Origin of the sequence: Burkholderia sp. NRF60-BP8, from assembly GCF_001522585.2 — a bacterium.
Lineage (GTDB): Bacteria > Pseudomonadota > Gammaproteobacteria > Burkholderiales > Burkholderiaceae > Burkholderia.
Map to the genome: position 1 here is coordinate 2,084,086 of NZ_CP013373.1, position 22,521 is coordinate 2,106,606.

A 22,521-nucleotide genomic window follows, 5' to 3' on the forward strand; every position below is an offset into this window, starting at 1 on the left:
CCGCACTCTTCCGATGAAATCGTCCCCGCGCGATAACGACGACACTGCCAAAACGCGCCGCCAGCCATCGAAGCTGGCCCTGAACATCGCCGCCGTGACGGTCGGTCTCATCACGTTCGCGATCGGCGCGGCGTGGGTGATCTATAGCTGGATCGTCGATCGCGAAGCGCAGTATTTCGCGATTCCGCTGGTGTTCTCGGTGCCGGTGATCGTGGCCGTCGCGATCCGCAGCTTCTGGGAATAGGCGCGCCGGAAACGACGAAGCGCCGCGGTCGGGCGACGCGCGGCGCTTCGTTTCACGCTCGTTTCAACTGAAGCGGTGCGCTCCGCGATCCGCTTGCAAGCGAGTCACAGGCCGGGACGCGGGCACGGATTGGGGGCTGCGCCCTGATATCCGCCGGCGACGGCAGCCAGCGCGGCGCCGGCCAGGGACGTGCCGAGCGCTTTCAACACCCCCTCCGTCGACAACGGTTCGCCGCTCGACATTACACGCCCCGAATACGCGGAGCATGCGGACGACGATGCAACCGTCTTCACGGGTGTGGCACTCCACGCGATGTTGTCGGCAGGCGTATTGGCGAAAGTCGGCGCAGCCAGCATCCATGCCAGAACGGAAATCGAGATACGTACGGTGTGTTTCATCGGCAGGTCCCTCGGTGTCGTTGTACTTCTTGTACGAAAAGTGAGCACGATATTACACGCGGCCGGTTTTTCGAGCGAGGTCCGGATGCCGGGCGGCGAAATCGGCGTCAATAAAAAAGCGCTGCGGTCAGCCGACCGGCAGCGCTTTTTCGCGAACGGCCCCCTGCCGGGGGCACGTTCGACTTCTGGTGCGTGAGGCCGGACTCGAACCGGCACACCCTTGCGGGCGTCAGGACCTAAACCTGGTGCGTCTACCAATTTCGCCACTCACGCGCATTTCCGTCGCCCGACCGCGCGGGATGCAAGATGCGTGCTCCACGCGCCCGGGGCCGCTCGGGACACTTCAGCCGGCCCGAAAACCGGCACGCCCGATCAGGCGAGCGCGAGATTCTACCCGATCCGTGCGGGCTTGTCTCGCCCCGCCGGCGCCCGTCGTGCCGCGGTGCTAGAATGCCGCGCTCGACGTTTCGGCAGCGCGCCGCCGCGCGTCCCCCGAACCCGCCCCAACCGATTCAGCCCGTGAACTTCGACGACTACTGTCAGCAAAAGGCCGCCCCCGCAGGCTCCAGCGTCTACTACGCGCTGCGTCAGGCGCCGCTCGCCACGCAGCCGCGCCTGACCGCGCTGTTCGCGCTGCGCCGCGAACTCGAGGAAACCGTCAAGGAAACCAGCGATCCGACCGTCGGTCACACGAAGCTCGCGTGGTGGCACAAGGAACTCGCGGCACTGGCCGACGGGCAACCGTCGCACCCCGTCACGAAGGCGCTCGCGCAGCATCACCCGGAGATCGCCGCCGAGGCCGATGCGCTGCGCACGCTCGTCAACGGTTACGGGATGGACCTCGAGCAGGCGCGCTACCTCGATTTCGCGAACCTGCAGCGCTATATCGTGCAGGTCGGCGGCACCTTCGCGTCGCTGGTTGCGCGCGCCAGTTCGGCGCACCCGGCCGACCCGCAGCCATGGGCCGCGGACGTCGGCCGCGCGCTGATGCTCGCGCAATTCGTGCAGGAGCTCGGCAACGACGCGCGCCACGGCCGCATCTATCTGCCGATCGACGAACTGCAGCGCTACAACGTGACCGCGGCCGACCTGCTGAACCGCCGCTACAGCCCGGCGTTCACCGAATTGCTGCAATTCCAGACGACCCGCGCGCGCGAAGCGCTCGCGGCCGCCGATGCGGCGATTCCCGCCGCCGAACGCCGCGCGCAACGCACGCTGCGCGCGCAGATCGCGCTGGCCGGCGCGCTGCTCGACGAAATCGCGCGCGACGGCTACCAGGTGCTGCATCAGCGCATCGCGCTGACGCCGATCCGCAAGCTGTGGATTGCGTGGCGCGCCGCGCGCCGCCGTTGAGCCGCGCGCATCACGCCTTCAGCAGCGGTAGCGTGTCGAAACGCTGCTGCAGCACGCGCGTCGCGTCGAGCCCCCACCAGGGCCCGAGCACGGTCGCGTAAAGCTGGCGGAAATCGACCGCGACCGGCAGGTTGCCGTTGCCGTCGAGCCGCCCGAGCGCGGGCGGCGCACCGTACAGCCCGCCCGCCACGCGGCCGCCCATCACGAAATGCGGCGCGGCCGTGCCGTGATCGGTGCCGTTGCTCTGGTTCTCGCGCACGCGCCGGCCGAATTCCGCATACGTCATCACGAGCGTCTCGTTCCAGCGCCCGAGTTCGATCAACGCCGCGCGCATCGCGCTCATCCCGTCCGCGAACTGCTTGAGCAGCGCGGCGTGCTGCCCCGGCTGGTTCTGGTGCGTGTCGAAGCCGTTGAGCGTCAGGCGCAGCACCGCGACACCGTCCTGCGCGCCGGGCCCGGACGCTTCGCACGCGGCCAGCACCTGCATCGCGGTCTTCACCGACGTGCCGAACGCGCCGGCCGGAAAGGCCGTCCTGAATTCGCGCATCCCGCCGCGCGGGCGCAGCCGGTCGGCCGCCTTCACGATGTCGTTCTCGACGTCGATGATGTGCGCGAGCGCCGGGTTCTGTTCGCGCAGCGACGACGGCTCGGCGAGCCGGGCCGCACGGATGAACTGCGCCGGATTGACGAGCGCGATCGCGCGCGCGCCGTTCGACAACGGCCCCATCTCGGCGCTGCCGAGCACGACGCCGTCCGCCGCGAAACCGGGCGGCACGGGCGCCTGCGCGAACGTGCGCGTGAGCCAACCCTCGTGCAGGTACTGATCCGAGCGCGACGCGGTGTCCCAGATCTCGATCGAGCGGAAATGCGACAGGTTCGGCTGCGGATAGCCGACACCCTGCACGACCGCGACCTGCCCGTCGCGCCACAGCGGCATCAGCGGCGCGAGCGACGGGTGCAGCCCCGTCTGCGCGTCGAGCTGCAGCACCTGCTCGCGCTTGATGCCGATACCGCGCCGGAACGAGTAGTACAGTGGGTCCGCATACGGCACCACCGTGTTGAGGCCGTCGTTGCCACCCTTGAGCTCGACGAGGATCAGCACGTTCGCATACCCGGCCGCAGGCTTTCGGCCGGCCTGCGGCGCGGCAGCCGCCGCCGCGGGCGCCTGCCACATCGACACGCCGGCCGCCGCCGCGGCGCCCGTCAGCGTCAGAAAATCACGTCGGTTCATCGCACATCCTTTGGTTCGCCGCCCGCGGCCGCCGCCCGCTTCGTCGTCGTTCGCATCATTTCAGTTGATAGGCCGGATCCATCAGCAGCGCCTCGAGATACGCGCTGCCGGTCGAATCCGTGTCGATCGCCGCGACCGGCGAGAGTTGCAGCACCGCATGCTGCAATTGCAGCTCGGTGGACAGTCCCGCGATCGCCTGCGGCCGCGCACGATACTGCGCGAGCCAGCGCTCGAGGTCGAAACGCAAGCCGCCGCGCGCGGGCTTCGCGGGCATGCCGCGCGGGCCGGCGGCGGACGCCGCGTCGGCCACCGGCATCGCGTGCGCGCTCGGCGACGGCGCGATCGCACGGGCCGGCGGCCGCATGCCGGCCGTCTCGGTCGCACGGAACAACTGCTCGACGAACTGCTTGCGCGACAGCAGCGTCGTGCTGTTGATCCACAACGCGCCGCCTGGCCAGCCCTTCACGTTCGGCGGATAGAACAGGTTCTGTCCGAGCGTGCGCACGGTGTTCGCGAGCATCTGCGGATCGCCGTACGCCACGTCGAACAGCCGCACCGAGCCGACCACGAATTCCGCCGGCGACTTGACCAGCACGCCGCGGTTGCGCGGATCCCAGAACGCGTCGGTCGACCACAGCGCGGCGAGCGCCGCGCGAATGTCGTAGCCGCTCGCGCGAAACCGCTCGGCCACCGCGTCGAGCGCGCGCGGCTCCGGCGTATCGGACACGAACTCGCGCCACAACTTGCCGGCGATGAAGCGCGCGGTGTCCGGCCGCTTCAGCAGGATGTCGAGAAAGCCGTCGCCGTCGAACGGCCCGGTTTCGCCGAGGATCGTCTTGTCGCCGGCATCGTGCCATTCGGGCCGCACCGCGAAGCGCAGCGTGTCGGGATCGACCGTCCAGCCCGTCATCGCGCGCGCGGCCTCGGTCACGTCGTATTGCGTGTAATGCCCTTCGCCGAGCGTGAACAGTTCCATCACCTCGCGCGCGAAATTCTCGTTCGGGCGGCCCTTGCGATTGCTCGCGCCGTCGAGATACTGCAGCATCGCCGGATCCTTCGCGACCGCGTGCAGCAGCGAGCCGAAGTTGCCGAGCGCCTCGCGGCGAAACAGCGCGTTCTGCGCGGCCATCGTCTGCGGGTAAGGCACCTTGTCCTGCCCGGACGTGAAATGCCCGTGCCAGAACAGCGTCATGCGCTCGGTGAGCGGCGACGACGTCGCGACCATCTCGTTGACCCAGGCCGCACGCAACGCATCGTAGCGGCGATTGCGCTCGCGCTGCTCGTCGCGCCGCATGTCGGGCGTCAGCGCCCGGCGCTGCGCGCGTGTCGGCGGCGGCTCGGCGAGCCAGTCGGGCCACGTCGTGACGGGTTCGCGCCGTGCACTGCCGAGCGTATCGGCCACGACCTGCGCGCGCGTCATGCCGACGATGCGCGCGACTTCGGCGGGAGCGGGAGAAAAACCGGTGCGACCGAGAAAAAACACCGCGTCGTCGGCATCGAGCGGCGACTGCATGGCAGGCGACGGCGCCGGTGCGGCAGCGTTCGCTTTCATCGTCATGGACTCCCGGAACGCACCGGCGGTGCGGATGCCCGTACAACGGCATTCGGCGGCCGAAAGTTGACGGAAAAAATGCTACGAATTCTTTCCGCGCGGGGATTTCCGCGCAACGCGAACGACGGCACGCATCAGCGCTTGTACAACTCGCGCACGGCGTCTTCGATGTGCTGGCGCAACAGGTGCCGCTCTTCGGGCGTCATGTGCCCGTCGCGACGGCGCTGTTCGAGATCGGGAGGCACGGCGGAACGGGCCGTCATATCGGCGGCGCGATCGGGCTGCGGCGCTTTGCCGCGCGGCAGCTTGCGCGACGATGCGCCCTGCTCGGGGCGCTGCGCATACGCGAGGTTCGACGCATACGGACCGGCAAGCGCGATCGTCAGCATCAGTGCAATCCGGGCAGATCGCATGACCGTCCTCGCTTCTTTGGTCGATTTGTTCCCTTCGTCACGCGGCAACCGGCTACCTCTGGTACTTGAAAAACCCTGCGGAATTCGGGTGTACAAAGATGAAAGATGGAGTGCAGGGGAGTATCTACCGAATTTCGGCTTCGAGTAAAGGAATCTCTATAGCCTGCCTTTACTCGGCGCGACACTACGGGTAAATTTTGTAACCGACTGTAACGCACGAAAATACGCGGCCGTGCGCCAATTCCCATTCGCGATAAGATGCCGATCATGGAAACGAAAAACCCCTCCAAGATTCTCGTCGTCGACGACGACCCTCGCCTGCGCGATCTGCTGCGCCGCTATCTCGGCGAACAGGGTTTCAACGTCTACGTCGCGGAAAACGCGACCGCAATGAACAAGCTCTGGGTCCGCGAGCGTTTCGACCTGCTCGTGCTCGACCTGATGCTGCCCGGCGAAGACGGCCTGTCGATCTGCCGCCGGCTGCGCGGCAGCAACGACCGCACGCCGATCATCATGCTCACCGCGAAGGGCGAGGACGTCGATCGCATCGTCGGCCTCGAGATGGGCGCCGACGATTACCTGCCGAAGCCGTTCAATCCGCGCGAACTGGTCGCGCGCATTCATGCGGTGCTGCGCCGCCAGGCGCCGGCCGAACTGCCGGGCGCACCGTCGGAAACCACCGAGGTGTTCGAGTTCGGCGAATTCTCGCTGAATCTCGCCACGCGCACGCTGACCAAGTCCGGCCAGGAAATTCCGCTGACCACCGGCGAATTCTCGGTGCTGAAAGTGTTCGCCCGTCATCCGCGTCAGCCGCTGTCGCGCGAAAAGCTGATGGAGCTCGCACGCGGCCGTGAATACGAAGTGTTCGACCGCAGCCTCGACGTGCAGATTTCGCGCCTGCGCAAGCTGATCGAACCGGATCCGGGCAGCCCGCGCTTCATCCAGACCGTCTGGGGCCTCGGCTACGTGTTCATCCCGGACGGCGCCGCCTGAGCTTTTTCCTTCCCGGTTTCGCCCCGCCCACGGCCCGTCCCATGCGTATCGACCGGCGCCTTCTGCAGCTCGCGTTCGGCGGGCTGTTCTGGCGCACCTTCCTGCTGATCGCGCTGCTGATCTCGGTCAGTCTCGCCGCGTGGTTCCAGAGCTTTCGCGTGATCGAGCGCGAGCCGCGCGCGCAGCGCGTCGCGCTCCAGCTCGTCGCGGTCGTGAAACTCACCCGCACCGCCCTGCTCTATTCCGATCCCGACTTGCGGCGCGCGCTACTGCAGGATCTCGAGAGCAACGAGGGCGTGCGCGTGTACCCGCGCGAAAAAACCGACAAGTTCACGCTGCAGCCCGACGAATCGCTGACCCGCCTGATCGAACACGACATCCGCAGCCGCCTCGGCGACGATACCGTGATCGCGCAGTCGGTCAACGACATTCCCGGCGTGTGGATCAGCTTCAAGATCGACGACGACGATTACTGGGTCGCGCTCGATCGCGACCAGCTCGACAACGTCACGGGCCTGCAGTGGGCCGGCTGGGGGCTGTTCGCGCTCGCGCTGTCGCTATTCGGCTCCGCGTTCATCACCAGCCTCGTGAACCGGCCGTTCTCGCGGCTCGCGCTCGCCGCGCGCCAGGTCGGTTCGGGCCAGGCGCCCGAGCCGCTGCCCGAGCGCGGGATGGGCGTCGCGGCCGAGACCAACCGCAGCTTCAACCAGATGGTGCGCGACCTCGAACAGCTCGAGGCCGATCGCGCGCTGATGCTCGCGGGCATCTCGCACGACCTGCGCACGCCGCTCGCGCGGCTGCGGCTCGAAACCGAGATGAGCCCGTCCGACCAGGCGACCAAGGACGCGATGGTCGACGACATCGAGCAAATGGACCGCATCATCGCGGCCTTCATCGACTACGCGCGCCCGTCGCAGCGCAAGCCCGAGCCCGTCGATCTGTCGTCGGTCGCGCAGGACGTCGCCGCGCGCGTGTCGGGCGAGGACGGCGTCGAAATCCGCACGCGGCTCGCGCCGAGCGCGATCATCGAAGCCGACGAGACCGACATGCGGCGCGTGATCGGCAACCTCGTCGAGAACGCGCGCAAGTACGGTCAGAGCAAGCAGGACGGCATCTCGCGCATCACGCTCGAGACGCGCGTGTCGCATGCGCGCGTCGAGCTGTCGGTGAGCGACGAAGGCCCCGGCATCCCCGAGGATCAGTTGCCGCTCGTGATGCGGCCGTTCTACCGCGTCGACACCGCGCGCACCAAGGCGGACGGCACGGGGCTCGGCATGGCGATCGTGCTGCGGCTCGTCGGCCGCTACCGCGGCGCGCTGCGCCTGCGTAACCGCCACCCGGAAGCCGGCCTCGAAGTCACGCTCGAATTCCCCGGCGCCGGCAAGGCGCGTGCGACCGCATGACACGTTCGCGCACGCATCTTGCGCGTCACACTATCGATCCGGTTGACAAAAGCTATGAAGGGCGTTAGTCAAAATCTATTGAAGTGAAACATCAATAGTGTTATAGTCCCTTTCATGCTGTCACATCATCGTTGCAGCACCGAGGTAGCTTGACTCAGTCTTCTTCCCAACTCACACAGGAGTATCCGCATGAAAACCGTGGGCGATAAACTCGAAGCTTTCACCGTCGTAGCCGCGAAGCCGGGCTTCAACAATCACGAGGAAAACGGCCAGTCGGCGTTCGAGACCATCACCGAAGCGTCGTTCCCGGGCAAGTGGAAGATCATCTACTTCTATCCGAAGGATTTCACGTTCGTGTGCCCGACGGAAATCGTCGAGTTCGCGAAGCTCACGAAGCAGTTCGAAGAGCGCGACGCCGTCCTGCTCGGCGGCAGCTCGGACAACGAATTCGTCAAGCTCGCATGGCGCCGTGAGCACAAGGACCTCGACAAGCTGAACCACTATTCGTTCGGCGACGTCAAGGGCGAACTGATCGACCAGCTCGGCGTGCGCGACAAGGAAGCCGGCGTGGCCCTGCGTGCAACGTTCATCGTCGATCCGGACAACACGATCCAGCACGTTTCGGTGAACAACCTGAACGTCGGCCGCAGCCCGGAAGAAGTCCTGCGCATTCTGGACGGCCTGCAAACGGACGAACTGTGCCCGTGCAACCGTGCAGTCGGCGGCGCAACGCTGTAAGCGCATCGATGCACGAAGCCCGCGGCGCACGTCCTGCCTGCGGGCTTTTTTAACGGCCAACCCATAGGAGATATCAATGGAATTCATCGACTCGATTAAGGCACGCATCCCCGACTACGCGAAGGACATTCGCCTGAACCTCGACGGCACGATCTCGCGCTCGTCGCTCGAAGGCACCGACGCGGTCGGCGTAGCGCTGGCGGCGGCCATCGCGGCGAAGAGCACGGTGCTCGTCAAGACGATCCGCGAAGCCGGCGTGCTGTCGCCCGAGGAGACGAACGCCGTGCTGACGGCGGCCGCGCTGATGGGGATGAACAACACCTGGTATCCGTACGTCGAGATGGCCGACGACGCCGACCTGAAGACGCAGCGCGCCGAATTGCGGATGGGCGCGTACGCGACGCACGGCGGCGTCGACAAGCGCAAGTTCGAGATGTACGCGCTCGCCGCGTCGATCGTCGGCAAGTGCCACTTCTGCGTGAAGTCGCACTATGCGCTGCTGAAGAACGAGCAAGGGATGACCGTCACGCAACTGCGCGACGTCGGCCGCATCGCGTCGGTGATCAACGCCGCCGCGCAGGTGATCGCCGCCGAAGGCGAATAAGCCGCGCCGCCCCGCTCGGGGCCGGCTCCGCATGAAAAAATGCCACGCGCTTGCGTGGCATTTTTGCTTTCCGGCGGGACGCCGCGCGGGCGCCGCCGCCCGGTCGCGGTTTCAGCCCTGCTTCACCAGCAGTGCGGCGGCCTGTGCCTCGATCCCCTCGCCGCGGCCGAGATAGCCGAGCTTCTCGTTGGTCTTCGCCTTCACGTTCACGCGCTCGAGCGGCAGCCCGAGATCGGCCGCGATGTTCGCGCGCATCCCGTCGATGTGCGGCGCGAGCTTGGGCGCCTGCGCGATCACCGTGCTGTCGACGTTCTGGATCGCGAAGCCGGCCGCGTTCACGCGGGCGACGCACTCGCGCAGCAGCACGCGACTGTCCGCGCCCTTGAACGCCGCGTCCGTGTCGGAGAAATGACGGCCGATGTCGCCGAGCGCCGCCGCGCCGAACAGCGCGTCGGTGATCGCGTGCAGCAGCACGTCCGCGTCCGAGTGGCCGAGCAGACCGCGCTCGTACGGAATCGTCACGCCGCCGATGATGAGCGGGCGTCCCGGGACGAGCTGATGCACGTCGTAGCCTTGTCCGATTCTGAAATCCATGCGTAATCCGGTTTGAGATGAAGGAAAAGTCAGGAAGCGTTCGCGGCCCGCGCGAGAATCGCTTCCGCGAGCGCGAAATCTTCCGGGTACGTGACCTTGAAATTGCGCAGGCTGCCCTGCACGACGCGCGGCGTATGGCCGGCCCATTCGATCGCGCTCGCTTCGTCGGTCAGGTCGTGCCCTTCGCGCTGCGCGCGCAGGATCGCGTCGCGCAGCATGCCGATGCGGAACATCTGCGGGGTCTGCGCCTGCCACAGCGCGTCGCGCGACTCCGTGCGCGCGATCGCGTCGCCGCCGGCCGGCACGCGCTTGAGCGTGTCGGCCACCGGCAGCGCGACGATGCCGCCGACCGGGTCGTCCTTCAGCGTCGCGACGAGCGTGCGGATCAGCGCCGGCGTGATGCCCGGGCGCGCGGCGTCGTGCACGAGCACCCAGTCGTGGTCGGTCGCGCCGAATTCGGCCAGCTCCAGCAGCCCGTTGAGCACCGACGCCTGCCGCGAGCCGCCGCCGCAGCGGCGCACCGCGAAGCGCAGGCCCGCGAAGCGGCGTGCGTCGAAATGGGAATCGTCGGGCGCGAGCACGACGAGCGTCTGCGAGAACTCGCTGCACGCGTCGAACGCGGCGAGCGTGTAGTGCAGCAGCGCGCGGCCGGCCAGCGTGCGATATTGCTTCGGCACGGCCGAGCCGGAACGGCTGCCCGTGCCGGCACAGGGAATCAGGGCGAAAAGTCGGGGAGTCACGAAGGCAAACGCCGGAAAGATGAAATCGAGAAGCGGATTTTATAATAGGTCTTTCGTCTCGACCGGCGCACCGCGCTGCGCCCGTGCACGCCACCCCTGTCGTCCCTATGCCAGATAACGCTTCCACCCCGTCCGCTTCACCCGTTGCCCGCGTCAAGCCCGGCCAGCGTTTCGCCTTCGACGGCGCGCACGGCTCCGCCGACGCGCTCGCCATCGCCCGTTATCTCGCCGACAACCGTCCGGACGTGCCGCTGCTCGCGGTGATCTGCGCGAACGCGGTCGACGCGCAGCGGCTGTCGCAGGAAATCCCCTACTTCTCGCCCGATGCGCGCGTGCGCCTGCTGCCCGATTGGGAAACGCTGCCGTACGACACCTTCTCCCCGCACCAGGACCTCGTGTCGGAGCGGCTCGCGACGCTGCACGACCTCGGCGAGGGCCGCTGCGACATCCTGCTCGTGCCCGCCACGACCGCGCTGTACCGGATGCCGCCGGCGTCGTTCATGGCCGCGTACACGTTCGCGTTCGCGCAGGGCGAGCGGCTCGACGAGGCGAAGCTGAAGGCCCAGCTCACGCTGGCCGGCTACGAGCACGTGAGCCAGGTCGTGCGCCCCGGCGAATACTGCGTGCGCGGCTCGCTGATCGACCTGTACCCGATGGGTTCGCCGCTGCCGTACCGGATCGACCTGTTCGACGACCAGGTCGATTCGATCCGCGCGTTCGATCCCGACACGCAGCGCAGCCTCTACCCGGTGCGCGACGTGCGCCTGCTGCCCGGCCGCGAGTTCCCGTTCGACGAAGCCGCGCGCACGGCCTTCCGCAGCCGCTGGCGCGAAACCTTCGAAGGCGACCCGAGCCGCGCGCCGATCTACAAGGACATCGGCAACGGCGTGCCATCGGCCGGCATCGAGTATTACCTGCCGCTGTTCTTCGACGAGACGGCCACGCTGTTCCACTATCTGCCGCAGGACGCGCATCTCGTGTTCGCCGGCGATCTGGACGCATCGATCCGCCGCTTCACGGCCGATACGAAGCAGCGTCACGCGTTCCTCGCGCACGATCGCGAGCGGCCGATCCTCGAGCCGCAGCGGCTGTTCCTGTCCGACGAGGATTTCTTCGCGTTCGCGAAGCCGTTCGCGCGCGTCGTGCTGCCCGCGCAGCCGGCCGGCGGCTGGGCGACCGCGCTGCCCGAGCTCACCGTCGACCGCCATGCCGACGATCCGCTCGCCTCGCTGCGCAGGTTCGTCGAATCGTCGGGCAAGCGCGTGCTGCTGACGGTCGAATCGGCCGGCCGCCGCGAGACGATCCTGCAACTGCTCGCCGAGCATCACCTGCGCCCCGCGTCGAACGACCACTTCGCGGGCTGGCTCGCGAGCGACGAACGCTTCGCGCTCGGCGTCGCGCCGCTCGCGACCGGCTTCGCGGTGCCGGGCGAAGGCTATGCGATCGTCACCGAGACCGAGCTGTACGGCGCGCTCGGCCGCCGCGCGGGCCGCCGCCGGCAGGAACAGGCGAGCAACGTCGACGCGATGGTGCGCGACCTGTCGGAGCTGAAGGTCGGCGACCCGGTCGTCCACGCGCAGCACGGCATCGGCCGCTACATGGGCCTCGTGTCGATGGATCTCGGCGAAGGCGAGACCGAATTCCTGCATCTCGAATACTCGGGCGACAGCAAGCTCTACGTGCCCGTCGCGCAACTGCACGTGATCTCGCGCTACAGCGGCGCCGATCCCGACAGCGCGCCGCTGCACGCGCTCGGCTCCGGCCAGTGGGAGCGCGCGAAACGCAAGGCCGCGCAGCAGATCCGCGACACGGCCGCCGAGCTGCTGAACCTGTACGCGCGCCGCGCGGCCCGCGAAGGCCACGCGTTCTCGCTCGATCCGCGCGACTACGTGAAATTCGCGGAAAGCTTCGGCTTCGAGGAAACCCCCGACCAGGCTGCGGCGATCGCGGCCGTGATCGGCGACATGACGAGCGGCAAGCCGATGGATCGCCTCGTGTGCGGCGACGTCGGCTTCGGCAAGACCGAGGTCGCGCTGCGTGCGGCGTTCATCGCGGTGCTGGGCGGCAAGCAGGTCGCGCTGCTGTCGCCGACCACGCTGCTCGCCGAGCAGCACACGCAGACCTTCGCCGACCGTTTCGCGGACTGGCCGGTGCGGATCGTCGAGCTGTCGCGCTTCAAGACCGCGAAGGAAGTGAACGCGGCGATCGCGCAGATCAACGAAGGCAGCGTCGACATCGTGATCGGCACGCACAAGCTGCTGTCGTCGGACGTGCAGTTCAAGCGCCTCGGCCTCGTGATCATCGACGAGGAACACCGCTTCGGCGTGCGCCAGAAGGAAGCGCTGAAGGCGCTGCGCGCGGAAGTCGACGTGCTGACGCTCACCGCGACGCCGATTCCGCGCACGCTCGGGATGGCGCTCGAAGGGCTGCGCGATTTCTCGGTGATCGCGACCGCGCCGCAGAAGCGGCTCGCGATCAAGACCTTCGTGCGGCGCGAGGAAGAAAGCGTGATCCGCGAGGCGATGCTGCGCGAGCTGAAGCGCGGCGGCCAGGTGTACTTCCTGCACAACGAAGTCGAGACGATCGAGAACCGCAAGGCGATGCTCGAGGCGCTCGTGCCCGAGGCGCGCATCGTGATCGCGCACGGCCAGATGCACGAACGCGAACTCGAACGCGTGATGCGCGACTTCGTCGCGCAACGCGCGAACGTGCTGCTGTGCACGACCATCATCGAGACCGGCATCGACGTGCCGAGCGCGAACACGATCATCATGCACCGCGCGGACAAGTTCGGCCTCGCGCAGCTTCACCAGCTGCGCGGCCGCGTCGGCCGCTCGCACCACCAGGCGTATGCGTATCTGCTGGTCCACGATCCGCAGTCGCTGACCAAGCAGGCGCAGCGCCGGCTGGAAGCGATCCAGCAGATGGAGGAGCTGGGCTCGGGCTTCTATCTCGCGATGCACGACCTCGAGATCCGCGGCACCGGCGAAGTGCTCGGCGACAAGCAGTCGGGCGAAATCCACGAGATCGGCTTCCAGCTCTATACGGACATGCTGAACGACGCGGTGAAGGCGCTGAAGAACGGCAAGGAGCCCGACCTCACCGCCCCGCTCGCCGCGACGACCGAAATCAACCTGCATGCGCCCGCGATCCTGCCGGCCGACTACTGCGCGGACGTACAGGAGCGGCTGTCGCTGTACAAGCGGCTCGCGAACTGCGAGCACGGCGACGCGATCGACGGCATCCAGGAGGAACTGATCGACCGCTTCGGCAAGCTGCCGCCGCAGGCGCACGCGCTCGTCGAGACGCACCGGCTGCGGATCGCCGCGAAGCCGCTCGGCATCGTGAAGATCGACGCGAGCGAGGCCGCGATCGGTCTGCAGTTCGAGCCGAACCCGCCGATCGACCCGATGCGGATCATCGAGATGGTGCAGAAGCATCGCCATATCAAGCTCGCGGGGCAGGACAAGCTGCGCATCGAGACGCGCTCGCCCGACCTCGCGATCCGCGTGTCGACGATCAAGGAAACGCTGCGCGCGCTCGGCCCGAAACAGGGGGCGGCCGTCGCGGCGCGTTGACGCGATCCTGACGGGCGCGACGTTGCTGCACCGCATCGCGCCCGACGAAGGCGGGCCGGCGCGTTTTTGAGTATGATTTCCCATTCATCAGACGGAGTTTTGCCATGTCCACTCTCGACGCGACCGCACCGTCCGCCGCAACCGAAGGCGACGCATCGCTCGTCAGCCTGCCCTGGGTCAAGCAGCTCGTGTCGATGGACACGACGAGCCGCGTGCCGAACCTCGGCCTGATCGAAACGGTGCGCGACGCGCTCGCCGCGAAGGGCATCGCGTCGACGATCACGCACGATCCGCGCGAAGGCTGGGCAAACCTGTTTGCCACCGTGCCCGCGCACGACGGCTCGACCAACGGCGGCATCGTGCTGTCGGGCCACACCGACGTCGTGCCGGTCGACGGCCAGCAATGGGACAGCAACCCGTTCGCGCCGGAAATCCGCGACGGCCGCCTGTACGGCCGCGGCACCTGCGACATGAAAGGCTTCATCGGCGCGGCGCTCGCGCTGCTGCCCGAGATGCAGGCGACGAAGCTCGCGAAGCCGATCCATTTCGCGCTGTCGTACGACGAGGAAATCGGCTGTGCGGGCGCGCCGCTGATGATCGCCGATCTGGTGAAGCGCGGCGTGCAGCCGTCCGGCTGCATCGTCGGCGAGCCGACCAGCATGCGGCCGATCATCGCGCACAAGGGCATCAACGCATACCGCTGCTGCGTGCGCGGCCATGCCGCGCATTCGTCGCTGACGCCGAAGGGGCTCAACGCGATCGAGTATGCGGCGCGCCTCATCTGCCACATCCGCGACATCGCCGAGCGCTTTCGCACCGAAGGCCCGTTCGACGAACTGTACGACGTGCCGTTCACCACCGCGCAGACGAGCACGATCCAGGGCGGCAACGCGATCAACACGGTGCCGGCCGAGTGCCGCTTCGACTTCGAATTCCGCAACCTGCCGACGCTCGACCCCGAGCAGATCTTCACGCGCATCAAAGCGTATGCGCAGGAAACGCTGTTGCCGCAGATGCTGCGCGAACATCCGAACGCCGCGATCGAGTTCTCGAAGATCGCCGCGGCGCCCGGCCTCGACGCGACCGAACAGGCCGCGATCACGCAGCTCGTGCGCGCGCTGACGGCCGACCAGGACAAGCGCAAGGTCGCGTACGGCACCGAGGCCGGCCTGTTCGAGCGCGCGGGCATCCCGAGCGTCGTGTGCGGGCCCGGCAACATCGAGCAGGCGCACAAGCCGAACGAATATGTCGAGCTCGCGCAGCTCGCCGGCTGCGAGCAGTTCCTGCGCAAGTTCATCCGCAGCATGTCGGTCGACGCGCACTGACTGCCTCCCGCCACGCCGGCCCGCGTGCGCGGGCCGGTCCACTCCGCCCCCCGCCACGTCATGTCGACTGAACAGCAAGGCACCGCCCATACGACGATCGACGGCGAGCCGATTCCGACGCTCGACGAAATCGCCGCGCAGCATTTCGCGTTGTCGCCGTGGGTCGCGCGCACGCCCGTGTTCGAGCGCGCCGACCTGCCGTCCCTCGAAGGCACGCACGTCAACTTCAAGTTCGAGCTGCTGCAGGCGAGCGGCAGCTTCAAGGCGCGCGGCGCGTTCACGCACCTGCTCGCGCTCGACGAAGGCCGCAAGAACGCCGGCGTCACCTGCGTGTCGGCCGGCAATCATGCGGCGGCCGTCGCGTATGCGGCGATGCGGCTCGGCAGCAGCGCGAAGGTCGTGATGTTCCATACCGCGAGCCCGACGCGCATCGCGCAATGCAAGCAGTACCGCGCGGAAGTCGTGCTGACGGGCAGCGCGTCGCAGGCGTTCGATCTCGTGCGGCGCATCGAGGCCGAGGAAGGCCGCTTCTTCATTCATCCGTTCAACGGCTATCACACGATCCTCGGCACCGCGACGCTCGGCTACGAATGGGCGACGCAGACGCCGGACCTCGACGCGGTGATCGTGCCGATCGGCGGCGGCGGCCTCGCGGCCGGCATGGCGACCGCGCTGCGACTCGCGAATCCGCGCGTGCGCGTGTACGGCGTCGAGCCGGAAGGCGCCGACGCGATGAGCCGCAGCTTCGCGGCCAATCACACGATCAAGATGAGCGCGATGCAGACGATTGCCGATTCGCTGATGGCGCCGCATACCGAGGAATACAGCTACCAGTTGTGCCGGCGCCACCTCGAGCGGATCGTCACCGTATCCGACGACGCGCTGCGCGCCGCGATGCTGTTCCTGTTCTCGCACCTGAAACTGTCGGTCGAGCCGGCCTGCGCGGCCGCCCTCGCCGCGCTGCTCGGCCCGCTGCGCGAAACGCTGCAGGGCAAGCGCGTCGGCGTGCTGCTGTCGGGCACGAATACCGACCCCGCCACGCTCGGCATGCATCTCGCGCACGCGCAACTGCAGCACTGATCGCGCCGCGCGCCTGCGCAGGCCAACCGAGGGTTATCCCCAGATTATGTTGACAGCCCTGTTGATAACCCGCCGGACACACACGCAAGTGGTTGAGCGTGCAGCGTTTTGCGCGCGCGAAGGTCGATCGTCACGAAATGGGCAGATGCGGCGGCTGGCCGCATGCGCGGCGGCACTCGCACTGCTCGCCGGTTGCGCGGCGCCGCCCTCGTTCACCTCCAGCGCACCACCCGCGTCCTGCACGCCACCGGGCGAAAGCCGCATGCTGCAGGCCGATCTGCTGTTCGGGCGCGACATCGCGGGGCGCGGCCCCGTCACCGATGCCGAACGCGCGGCGTTCCTCGCCGACACGGTCACGCCGCGCTTCCCCGACGGTCTCACCTACTGGGACACGCACGGCCAATGGCGCGATCGCGCGACCGGCGGGGTCACGCACGAAGACAGCTTCGTCATCCGTATCATCGCCGACGATACGCCGGACACGCGCACGCGGCTCGCCGCGATCCGGCAAGCGTACGCCCGGCGATTTCACCAGCAATCGGTCGGCATGACCGTCGTGCCGGCCTGCGCGTCGTTCTGATGCACCGTCTTCCGCCGCCGGCCGCGTAAAAAAACCGGGCGCCCGAAGGCGCCCGTCGCATGGGTGAAGAACAACGTACCGCTCACTTGTTCTCGAACATGTCCATGATCTGCTGTTTCTCCTGCGGCGTGACGGGCGGCGGCGCCAGCCCGGCCGCGCCGGCCGAGCCGAGTGCGTCGTTCGCGCTGATCGCGTTCTCGGCCGGGTTGATGTCGACGTTCGCGACGAAGCCGTTACCCGGCGTGCGATCGGCGTAGTACAGCTCGCCGTCGATCGTGGTCAGGCCGTCCGGCATCGGCATCTGCTGCTCGGGCACGCCGTTCAGCGCGGTGCGCATGTAGTTCACCCAGATCGGCAACGCGAGCTGCGCGCCGAATTCGCGGCTACCGAGGCTCTTCGGCTGGTCGAAGCCCATCCACGCGACCGCGACGAGCGACTGCTGATAGCCGGCGAACCAGCCGTCCTTCGCGTCGTTCGTGGTACCCGTCTTGCCCTGCAGGTCGTTGCGGCCCAGCGCGTTGGTGCCCGCGCCCGTGCCGGCCGTCGCGACCGAATGCAGCAGGCTGTTCATCACGTACGCGTTGCGGCCTTCGATCGTGCGCGGCGCCGTGCCGCCCGCGACCACCGGCTGCGACTTCTGCAACGGCTGGCCGCGCGCGTCGTCGACTTCGGCGATCAGGTACGGATCGACCTTGTAACCGCCGTTCGCGAACACCGCGTAGCCGGTCGCGAGCTGCAGCGGCGTCACGAGGCCCGCGCCGAGCGCCATCGGCAGGTAAGGCGGCGTCTTCGCCGGATCGAAGCCGAAGCGCTGCGTCACGTACTGCTGCGCATACTGCGTGCCGATCGACGCGAGAATCCGGATCGATACCAGGTTCTTCGAACGCTGCAGGCCGGTGCGCATCGTCATCGGGCCGTCGGGCTGGTCGTCGTCCTTCGGCTCCCATGCGGTGCCGCCCGGCACGCTCGGCGGGAAGTACAGCGGCGCGTCGTTGATCATCGTCGCCGGCCCGAGCCCCTTGTCGAGCGACGCCGAATAGATGAACGGCTTGAACGACGAGCCCGGCTGCCGCCATGCCTGCGTCACGTGGTTGAACTTGCTCTTGTTGAAGTCGAAGCCGCCGACGAGCGAGCGGATCGCGCCGTCCTGCGGCGCGATCGCGACGAGCGCACCTTCGACCTGCGGCAACTGCACGACCTGCCAGCCCGTCTTGCCGTCCTTCAGCACGCGCACGACCGAGCCCGGCTTGATGCGCAGCGTGTTGTTCGCGCGAGGCCCGAGCGCGGCCGATACGAAGCGCAGCCCGGCCGGGCCGATCGTCGTGGTCGCCCCGCCGACGAACTGCACCTCGACCGCGTTCGGCGAGGCGGACAGCACGACCGCCGACTGCAGGTCGCCGTTGTCCGGGTGATCGGCGAGCGCGTCGTCGATCGCCTCGTCGCGCTCGTCGCCGGCCGGCGGCAGGTTGATCGACGCTTCCGGGCCGCGATAGCCGTGACGGCGCTCGTAGTCGAGAATGCCGCGACGCACCGCCTGATACGCGGCTTCCTGGTCGGCCGAGTTGATCGTCGTCGTGACGGTCAGCCCGCGCGTGTAGGTTTCGTCCTTGTATTGCTCGTACATCATCTGCCGCACCATCTCGGCGACGTACTCGCCGTGCACCGCGTACTGGTTGCCCGGCGTGCGCACGTGGATCTCTTCCTTGATCGCTTCGTCGTACTGCGGTTGCGTGATGTAGCCGATGTCGAGCATGCGCTTCAGGATGTATTCCTGACGCACCTTCGCGCGCTTCGGATTGACGACCGGGTTGTACGCGGACGGCGCCTTCGGCAGCCCCGCGAGCATCGCCGCTTCCGCGAGCGTGATGTCCTTCAGGTCCTTGCCGAAATACACGCGCGCCGCGGCCGCGAAGCCGTACGAACGCTGGCCGAGATAGATCTGGTTCATGTACAGCTCGAGAATCTGGTCCTTCGTCAGGGCCTTCTCGATCTTGTACGCGAGCAGCATCTCGTAGATCTTGCGCGTGTAGGTCTTCTCGCTCGACAGGAAGAAGTTGCGCGCGACCTGCATCGTGATCGTGCTCGCGCCCTGGCGCGCGCCGCCGTGCATCAGGTCGGCGACGCCCGCGCGCAGGATGCCGAGGAAGTCGACGCCGCCGTGCTCGTAGAAGCGGTAGTCCTCGATCGCGAGCACGGCCTTCTTCATCACGTCGGGTATGTCCTGGAAGCGCACGAGGCTGCGGCGCTCCTCGCCGAACTCGCCGATCAGCACATGATCGGCGGTGAACACGCGCAGCGGCACCTTCGGCTGGTAGTTGGTCAGCGCATCGAGCGACGGCAGTTGCGGCGCCATCACGACCAGCGCGTAGCCGACGATCAGCGCGCCGACGACCGCCAGTGTCGCGAACAGGCCGACGAACCACAGCGCGACGCGCGAGCCGAACGTGCGGCGGCGCCCTCCGTCACCTCCGCTGCGCGGCTGCGCACGGCGGCCGTCGTCGCGGTCGTCGTCGGGGTAATAGGCTCCGGACGGCGAACGGCGCAGCGTGTAGTGGGGTTCGTTCCTGTCGGAAGAAGAAGGCGGTCGTTTGATAATTGGCATGTCGGAATGGCGGGCGTACATCGCGCCCTCGGACGCATGCGGAAATGCAAGCGGATGAATCGGAGTGGGTGCATCGAGATGCGGCTGTCACGTCGACAGACCCCGCCGCGCGGCGATCCGTTCCCGCGACGTGACAGCGCATTTTAATGAAATCGACCGGAGGCCTTCGCGATTTTTTGTAAAAATTCCCGCAATGCCGTGATTTCCGGAACGTATTGTCGGCATCCTCGGCCTATGATGGACACGCGATACGGCACGCGCGGGCGATTTTCTTTCAGTTGCGAAAGGTTTGGCATCCTGATGCGCGAGCCGCTTGAACTCGCGCGTTTAAGCCGTATTTAAGTGAACCGGTGGTGTAATATCCGCCGGCTCACGCGGGCCGAAACCGGCTCGCGGCGGGCACTGCCGCGGTCACGCGGCGCCTTTCAACCACGGAGGATTTCATGTCGCTTTTCGACTCTATTTCGCGCACGATCAAAGGCCTGCTGAACGACGCGGCCGATTCGGTACAGGATCCGTCGCGCGACGCACGGCAGATCGTGCGGGAGCTCGACGACAGCATCGGCCGTGCCGAGAATTCGCTGATCGAGATCGAGGCACAGGTCGCGACCCAGCGCAGCAAGCGCGATGCGGCCGACGACAAGGTGAGGAAATACGAGGACGGCGCGAAGCGCGCGCTGCAGGGCGGCGACGAAGCGCTCGCCCGCGAGGCGCTCGCCGCGCAGGCGAACGCGGAAGCCGAGCGCGATGCGCTCGCGGCCGAGCTGACGACGCTCGAGCCGTCGGTCGAGAAGCTGAAGGGGCAGATCGCCGACATGCGTCAGCGCCGCAACGACCTGAATGCGCGCTCGAACATCCTGCAGGCCAAGCAGGAAATCGCGCAGGCGAAGGACGTGGCCGCCAGCGCGCTGGGCGGCATCGGCGGCAAGAACCTGTCCGAGGACTTCCAGAAGCTCGAGGACAAGGTCGCGCTGCAGAACGCACGCTCGGACGCGCGCCTGAATTCGGCCGACACGTCGAGCGGCAAGGCGCTCGACGACAAGCTCGCCGCGTTGAACAAGGGCCCGTCGGTCGAGGATCGCCTCGCCGCGCTGAAGAAGCAGCTCGATACGCCCGCGCAGTAACCGCCGCGCGGGCAACCGCGCCGCGCCCCGGCCCGGGTGCGCGGCGCGCACCGATCGTCAGGAGACGGGCGCCTGCGCCCGGTTCGACCATGAAGAAATCCCTCGCCGCCCTCGGCCTCTCGCTGATGTTGCTGTCGTCCGCCGCGTTTGCGGTCCCGTCGTTGCAGCAGGTCGAGCAATCGATCGCGCAGCGCGACTGGCAACGCGCCGACACGCAGCTGTCGCAAGTCATCGACGCCCATCCGAACAACGCGCACGCGCGCTACCTGTATGCGCAGGTGCTGGACCGCGAAGGTCGCGCGTCCGACGCGCTCGCGCAACTGCAACGCGCGAAATCGCTCGATCCGCAACTGCGCTTCACCGACGCGTCGCGTTTCGCGCAGACGGAGTCGCGCATTCGCGCCGACGCCGCGCGCGTGAGCGGCAACACGCCGTCGGCCACGCAAGCCGGCACGCTGCAGCCGGGGCTCGCTCCCGCCGTCGCACCGGCCGACAAGCACGGCCCGTCGACCGGCATGTGGATCGGCCTCGGGCTGATCGTCGCCGTGATCGCGCTGGTGCTGCGCTGGACGCTGCGGCGCGCACGCACGGCCGACAACGGCCGCGCCGACGACGAACGCCGCACGCAGCTCAAGCGCGCGACCGACGTGCTGAACGACATCCGGCCGCTGAAGCTCGATGCGAAACTGTCGACGGCACCCGGCGCCGCGGCGCTGACCGGCGAACTCGAAGCGATCGAGAACGACGCGCGCACGCTCGTCGAGACGCTGTCGAACGGCAAGAATCCGGTGCCGCCGTATCGCGTCGACGAACTCGAACAGCGTCACGCCAGCGTGAAGGCGCGCGTCGAAGGCCGCCCCGACCCGGCCGCGCAGCCCGCGGCCCCGGCGAACGGCAGCGGCTCCGTGTACGCGCAGGAAGCCGACCGCATGACGGGCGCGCAGGGCCAGCCGTATCAGCAACAGCCCTACCCGCCGCAGCAACCGTATCCGCAACAGCAGCCGCCCGTCGTGATCCAGCAAGGCGGCGGGTTCGGCGGCGGAATGGGCGGGCTGCTGACCGGCGTGCTGCTCGGCGAAGCGATGTCCGGCGGCCGCGATCGCGTGGTCGAGCGCGACGTGATCGTCGACGGCGAGCATCGCCGGCACGAAGCCGATCCGGGCTTCGATCTCGGCCGCGGCGACGATTCGAACTGGAGCGACGGCAGCGGCGGCGGCGGGATGGACCTCGGCAGCAACGACGACGGCTGGACCGACGACAACACCTGAGCACGCGCGCACCGGGCGTCGACGTGCGTGTCGACACCCGGCACGCACGCCGGGCCCCGCTGTATGACCGGCCGCGCCGACGCGCGGATTTGTCAATCATTTCAAGATGGACTACCGGCAATGGGGCACGTTCGCTATCATGCGGCCATCGGCGTGCCACCGACCCTCATTCGACGCAAAGCAATCCAGCGCGTCGCGGCACGCCTCCCTCGCCCCCAACCAGGAGAAAGCCGCTCATGAGCATCATCAAGGAATTCAAGGAGTTCGCCGTCAAGGGCAACGTGATGGATCTCGCCGTCGGCGTGATCATCGGCGGCGCGTTCTCGAAGATCGTCGACTCGGTCGTGAAGGACCTCATCATGCCGGTCATCGGCGTGCTGACCGGCGGCCTGGATTTCTCGAACAAGTTCGTTCTGCTCGGCACCATCCCGCCGTCGTTCAAGGGTAATCCCGATTCGTTCAAGGACCTGCAGGCCGCGGGCGTCGCCGCGTTCGGCTACGGCTCGTTCATTACCGTCGCGATCAATTTCGTGATCCTTGCGTTCATCATTTTCCTGATGGTGAAATTCATCAACAAGCTGCGCAAGCCGGAAGAAGCCGCGCCGGCCGCGACGCCGGAAGACACCGTGCTGCTGCGCGAGATCCGCGATTCGCTCAAGCAGCGCTGATCGCCACGCGCTCCGCCCGCCAGGCCCGCCTCG

The 22,521-nt window shown here is 67.6% G+C and carries 20 protein-coding genes and 1 tRNA gene; 14 read left to right on the forward strand and 7 right to left on the reverse strand.

Annotated features, from left to right (window positions below; translation table 11 throughout):
• Window positions 1-13 precede the first annotated feature (13 nt).
• Entirely contained in the window at window positions 14-244 is a 231-nt protein-coding gene (locus WS54_RS23060; protein ID WP_034207554.1) for a hypothetical protein, read from the forward strand.
• A 189-nt stretch (window positions 245-433) separates the two neighbouring features.
• Window positions 434-838, forward strand: a complete 405-nt coding sequence (locus tag WS54_RS33760) for a hypothetical protein (RefSeq protein WP_159086702.1) — start codon at window positions 434-436, stop codon at window positions 836-838.
• On the opposite strand, the gene WS54_RS23070 is transcribed toward WS54_RS33760, so the two are convergent.
• Window positions 829-915: transfer RNA gene (locus WS54_RS23070), tRNA-Leu, on the reverse strand. The two genes, WS54_RS33760 and WS54_RS23070, sit on opposite strands and share 10 nt — an antisense overlap.
• Window positions 916-1,161: 246 nt before the next feature.
• Here WS54_RS23070 and hpnD point away from each other — a divergent pair.
• The gene (hpnD, locus tag WS54_RS23075; protein WP_034207556.1) at window positions 1,162-1,995 is read left to right on the forward strand and encodes a presqualene diphosphate synthase HpnD; all 834 of its coding nucleotides are present in this window, start codon (window positions 1,162-1,164) and stop codon (window positions 1,993-1,995) included.
• Window positions 1,996-2,005: 10 nt separating this feature from the next.
• On the opposite strand, the gene WS54_RS23080 is transcribed toward hpnD, so the two are convergent.
• The 3 genes from WS54_RS23080 to WS54_RS23090 all read right to left on the reverse strand — a co-directional run bounded on the left by WS54_RS23080 (window position 2,006) and on the right by WS54_RS23090 (window position 5,191).
• Entirely contained in the window at window positions 2,006-3,226 is a 1,221-nt protein-coding gene (locus WS54_RS23080; protein WP_034207557.1) for a DUF1501 domain-containing protein, read from the reverse strand.
• A gap of 55 nt (window positions 3,227-3,281) precedes the next feature.
• A complete protein-coding gene (locus tag WS54_RS23085) occupies window positions 3,282-4,778 on the reverse strand; it encodes a DUF1800 domain-containing protein (RefSeq protein ID WP_059781096.1) in 1,497 nt (498 codons plus the stop codon).
• A 134-nt stretch (window positions 4,779-4,912) separates the two neighbouring features.
• Window positions 4,913-5,191 (reverse strand): hypothetical protein, encoded by a 279-nt coding sequence (locus WS54_RS23090; RefSeq protein ID WP_034207558.1) that lies wholly within the window; start codon window positions 5,189-5,191, stop codon window positions 4,913-4,915.
• A gap of 258 nt (window positions 5,192-5,449) precedes the next feature.
• Here WS54_RS23090 and ompR point away from each other — a divergent pair, with 258 nt between their 5' ends.
• The 4 genes from ompR to WS54_RS23115 all read left to right on the forward strand — a co-directional run bounded on the left by ompR (window position 5,450) and on the right by WS54_RS23115 (window position 8,929).
• Window positions 5,450-6,184 carry an osmolarity response regulator transcription factor OmpR gene (ompR, locus tag WS54_RS23100; RefSeq protein WP_006478565.1) on the forward strand — a complete coding sequence of 245 codons (735 nt, stop codon included), beginning with the start codon at window positions 5,450-5,452 and terminating at the stop codon, window positions 6,182-6,184.
• Window positions 6,185-6,225: 41 nt separating this feature from the next.
• Window positions 6,226-7,587 carry an ATP-binding protein gene (locus WS54_RS23105; RefSeq protein ID WP_034207559.1) on the forward strand — a complete coding sequence of 454 codons (1,362 nt, stop codon included), beginning with the start codon at window positions 6,226-6,228 and terminating at the stop codon, window positions 7,585-7,587.
• A 189-nt stretch (window positions 7,588-7,776) separates the two neighbouring features.
• Window positions 7,777-8,325: a peroxiredoxin gene (locus WS54_RS23110; RefSeq protein ID WP_034207560.1), complete on the forward strand. Its 549-nt coding sequence runs from the start codon at window positions 7,777-7,779 to the stop codon at window positions 8,323-8,325.
• Between the two features lie 76 nt (window positions 8,326-8,401).
• Window positions 8,402-8,929, forward strand: coding sequence for a carboxymuconolactone decarboxylase family protein (locus WS54_RS23115; protein ID WP_006478562.1), 528 nt, complete (start codon window positions 8,402-8,404; stop codon window positions 8,927-8,929).
• 111 nt (window positions 8,930-9,040) lie between these two features.
• On the opposite strand, the gene ispF is transcribed toward WS54_RS23115, so the two are convergent.
• Together ispF and ispD are read right to left on the reverse strand one after the other, a co-directional pair.
• Window positions 9,041-9,523, reverse strand: coding sequence for a 2-C-methyl-D-erythritol 2,4-cyclodiphosphate synthase (gene ispF, locus WS54_RS23120; protein WP_034207561.1), 483 nt, complete (start codon window positions 9,521-9,523; stop codon window positions 9,041-9,043).
• Between the two features lie 29 nt (window positions 9,524-9,552).
• Window positions 9,553-10,263 (reverse strand): 2-C-methyl-D-erythritol 4-phosphate cytidylyltransferase, encoded by a 711-nt coding sequence (gene ispD, locus WS54_RS23125; RefSeq protein ID WP_059780915.1) that lies wholly within the window; start codon window positions 10,261-10,263, stop codon window positions 9,553-9,555.
• 107 nt (window positions 10,264-10,370) lie between these two features.
• Here ispD and mfd point away from each other — a divergent pair, with 107 nt between their 5' ends.
• From mfd to WS54_RS23145, 4 genes are all read left to right on the forward strand, one after another.
• The gene (gene mfd, locus WS54_RS23130; protein ID WP_034207563.1) at window positions 10,371-13,841 is read left to right on the forward strand and encodes a transcription-repair coupling factor; all 3,471 of its coding nucleotides are present in this window, start codon (window positions 10,371-10,373) and stop codon (window positions 13,839-13,841) included.
• Between the two features lie 104 nt (window positions 13,842-13,945).
• Window positions 13,946-15,166, forward strand: coding sequence for an acetylornithine deacetylase (argE, locus tag WS54_RS23135; RefSeq protein WP_059780914.1), 1,221 nt, complete (start codon window positions 13,946-13,948; stop codon window positions 15,164-15,166).
• 60 nt (window positions 15,167-15,226) lie between these two features.
• Window positions 15,227-16,246 (forward strand): threonine/serine dehydratase, encoded by a 1,020-nt coding sequence (locus WS54_RS23140; protein WP_034207565.1) that lies wholly within the window; start codon window positions 15,227-15,229, stop codon window positions 16,244-16,246.
• A gap of 145 nt (window positions 16,247-16,391) precedes the next feature.
• Window positions 16,392-16,826 (forward strand): DUF3574 domain-containing protein, encoded by a 435-nt coding sequence (locus tag WS54_RS23145; protein WP_034207566.1) that lies wholly within the window; start codon window positions 16,392-16,394, stop codon window positions 16,824-16,826.
• Between the two features lie 82 nt (window positions 16,827-16,908).
• Here the strand turns inward: WS54_RS23145 and WS54_RS23150 are convergent, their stop codons facing one another.
• On the reverse strand, window positions 16,909-19,428 hold the full coding sequence (locus WS54_RS23150) for a penicillin-binding protein 1A (RefSeq protein ID WP_059781093.1): 2,520 nt from the start codon (window positions 19,426-19,428) through the stop codon (window positions 16,909-16,911).
• Between the two features lie 443 nt (window positions 19,429-19,871).
• On the opposite strand from WS54_RS23150, the gene WS54_RS23155 reads away from it, so the two are divergent.
• The 3 genes from WS54_RS23155 (at window position 19,872) to mscL (ending at window position 22,488) form a co-directional block, all read left to right on the forward strand.
• Window positions 19,872-20,552 carry a PspA/IM30 family protein gene (locus tag WS54_RS23155; RefSeq protein WP_059780912.1) on the forward strand — a complete coding sequence of 227 codons (681 nt, stop codon included), beginning with the start codon at window positions 19,872-19,874 and terminating at the stop codon, window positions 20,550-20,552.
• An 89-nt stretch (window positions 20,553-20,641) separates the two neighbouring features.
• Window positions 20,642-21,820: a tetratricopeptide repeat protein gene (locus WS54_RS23160; RefSeq protein ID WP_059780910.1), complete on the forward strand. Its 1,179-nt coding sequence runs from the start codon at window positions 20,642-20,644 to the stop codon at window positions 21,818-21,820.
• 236 nt (window positions 21,821-22,056) lie between these two features.
• Window positions 22,057-22,488, forward strand: a complete 432-nt coding sequence (gene mscL, locus WS54_RS23165; RefSeq protein WP_034207569.1) for a large conductance mechanosensitive channel protein MscL — start codon at window positions 22,057-22,059, stop codon at window positions 22,486-22,488.
• Window positions 22,489-22,521: the final 33 nt, after the last annotated feature.

Bases quoted from the DNA above. Each gene is read 5' to 3' on its own strand.
- WS54_RS23110 (WP_034207560.1), top strand. From the start codon at position 7,777: ATGAAAACCGTGGGCGATAAACTCGAAGCTTTCACCGTCGTAGCCGCG.
- ompR (WP_006478565.1), top strand. From the start codon at position 5,450: ATGCCGATCATGGAAACGAAAAACCCCTCCAAGATTCTCGTCGTCGAC.
- mscL (WP_034207569.1), top strand. From the start codon at position 22,057: ATGAGCATCATCAAGGAATTCAAGGAGTTCGCCGTCAAGGGCAACGTG.
- argE (WP_059780914.1), top strand. From the start codon at position 13,946: ATGTCCACTCTCGACGCGACCGCACCGTCCGCCGCAACCGAAGGCGAC.
- WS54_RS23160 (WP_059780910.1), top strand. From the start codon at position 20,642: ATGAAGAAATCCCTCGCCGCCCTCGGCCTCTCGCTGATGTTGCTGTCG.
- WS54_RS23090 (WP_034207558.1), bottom strand. From the start codon at position 5,191: ATGCGATCTGCCCGGATTGCACTGATGCTGACGATCGCGCTTGCCGGT.
- WS54_RS23155 (WP_059780912.1), top strand. From the start codon at position 19,872: ATGTCGCTTTTCGACTCTATTTCGCGCACGATCAAAGGCCTGCTGAAC.
- WS54_RS23115 (WP_006478562.1), top strand. From the start codon at position 8,402: ATGGAATTCATCGACTCGATTAAGGCACGCATCCCCGACTACGCGAAG.
- WS54_RS23080 (WP_034207557.1), bottom strand. From the start codon at position 3,226: ATGAACCGACGTGATTTTCTGACGCTGACGGGCGCCGCGGCGGCGGCC.
- WS54_RS23085 (WP_059781096.1), bottom strand. From the start codon at position 4,778: ATGAAAGCGAACGCTGCCGCACCGGCGCCGTCGCCTGCCATGCAGTCG.
- WS54_RS23060 (WP_034207554.1), top strand. From the start codon at position 14: ATGAAATCGTCCCCGCGCGATAACGACGACACTGCCAAAACGCGCCGC.
- WS54_RS23145 (WP_034207566.1), top strand. From the start codon at position 16,392: ATGCGGCGGCTGGCCGCATGCGCGGCGGCACTCGCACTGCTCGCCGGT.
- WS54_RS23150 (WP_059781093.1), bottom strand. From the start codon at position 19,428: ATGCCAATTATCAAACGACCGCCTTCTTCTTCCGACAGGAACGAACCC.
- WS54_RS23105 (WP_034207559.1), top strand. From the start codon at position 6,226: ATGCGTATCGACCGGCGCCTTCTGCAGCTCGCGTTCGGCGGGCTGTTC.
- ispF (WP_034207561.1), bottom strand. From the start codon at position 9,523: ATGGATTTCAGAATCGGACAAGGCTACGACGTGCATCAGCTCGTCCCG.
- WS54_RS23140 (WP_034207565.1), top strand. From the start codon at position 15,227: ATGTCGACTGAACAGCAAGGCACCGCCCATACGACGATCGACGGCGAG.
- mfd (WP_034207563.1), top strand. From the start codon at position 10,371: ATGCCAGATAACGCTTCCACCCCGTCCGCTTCACCCGTTGCCCGCGTC.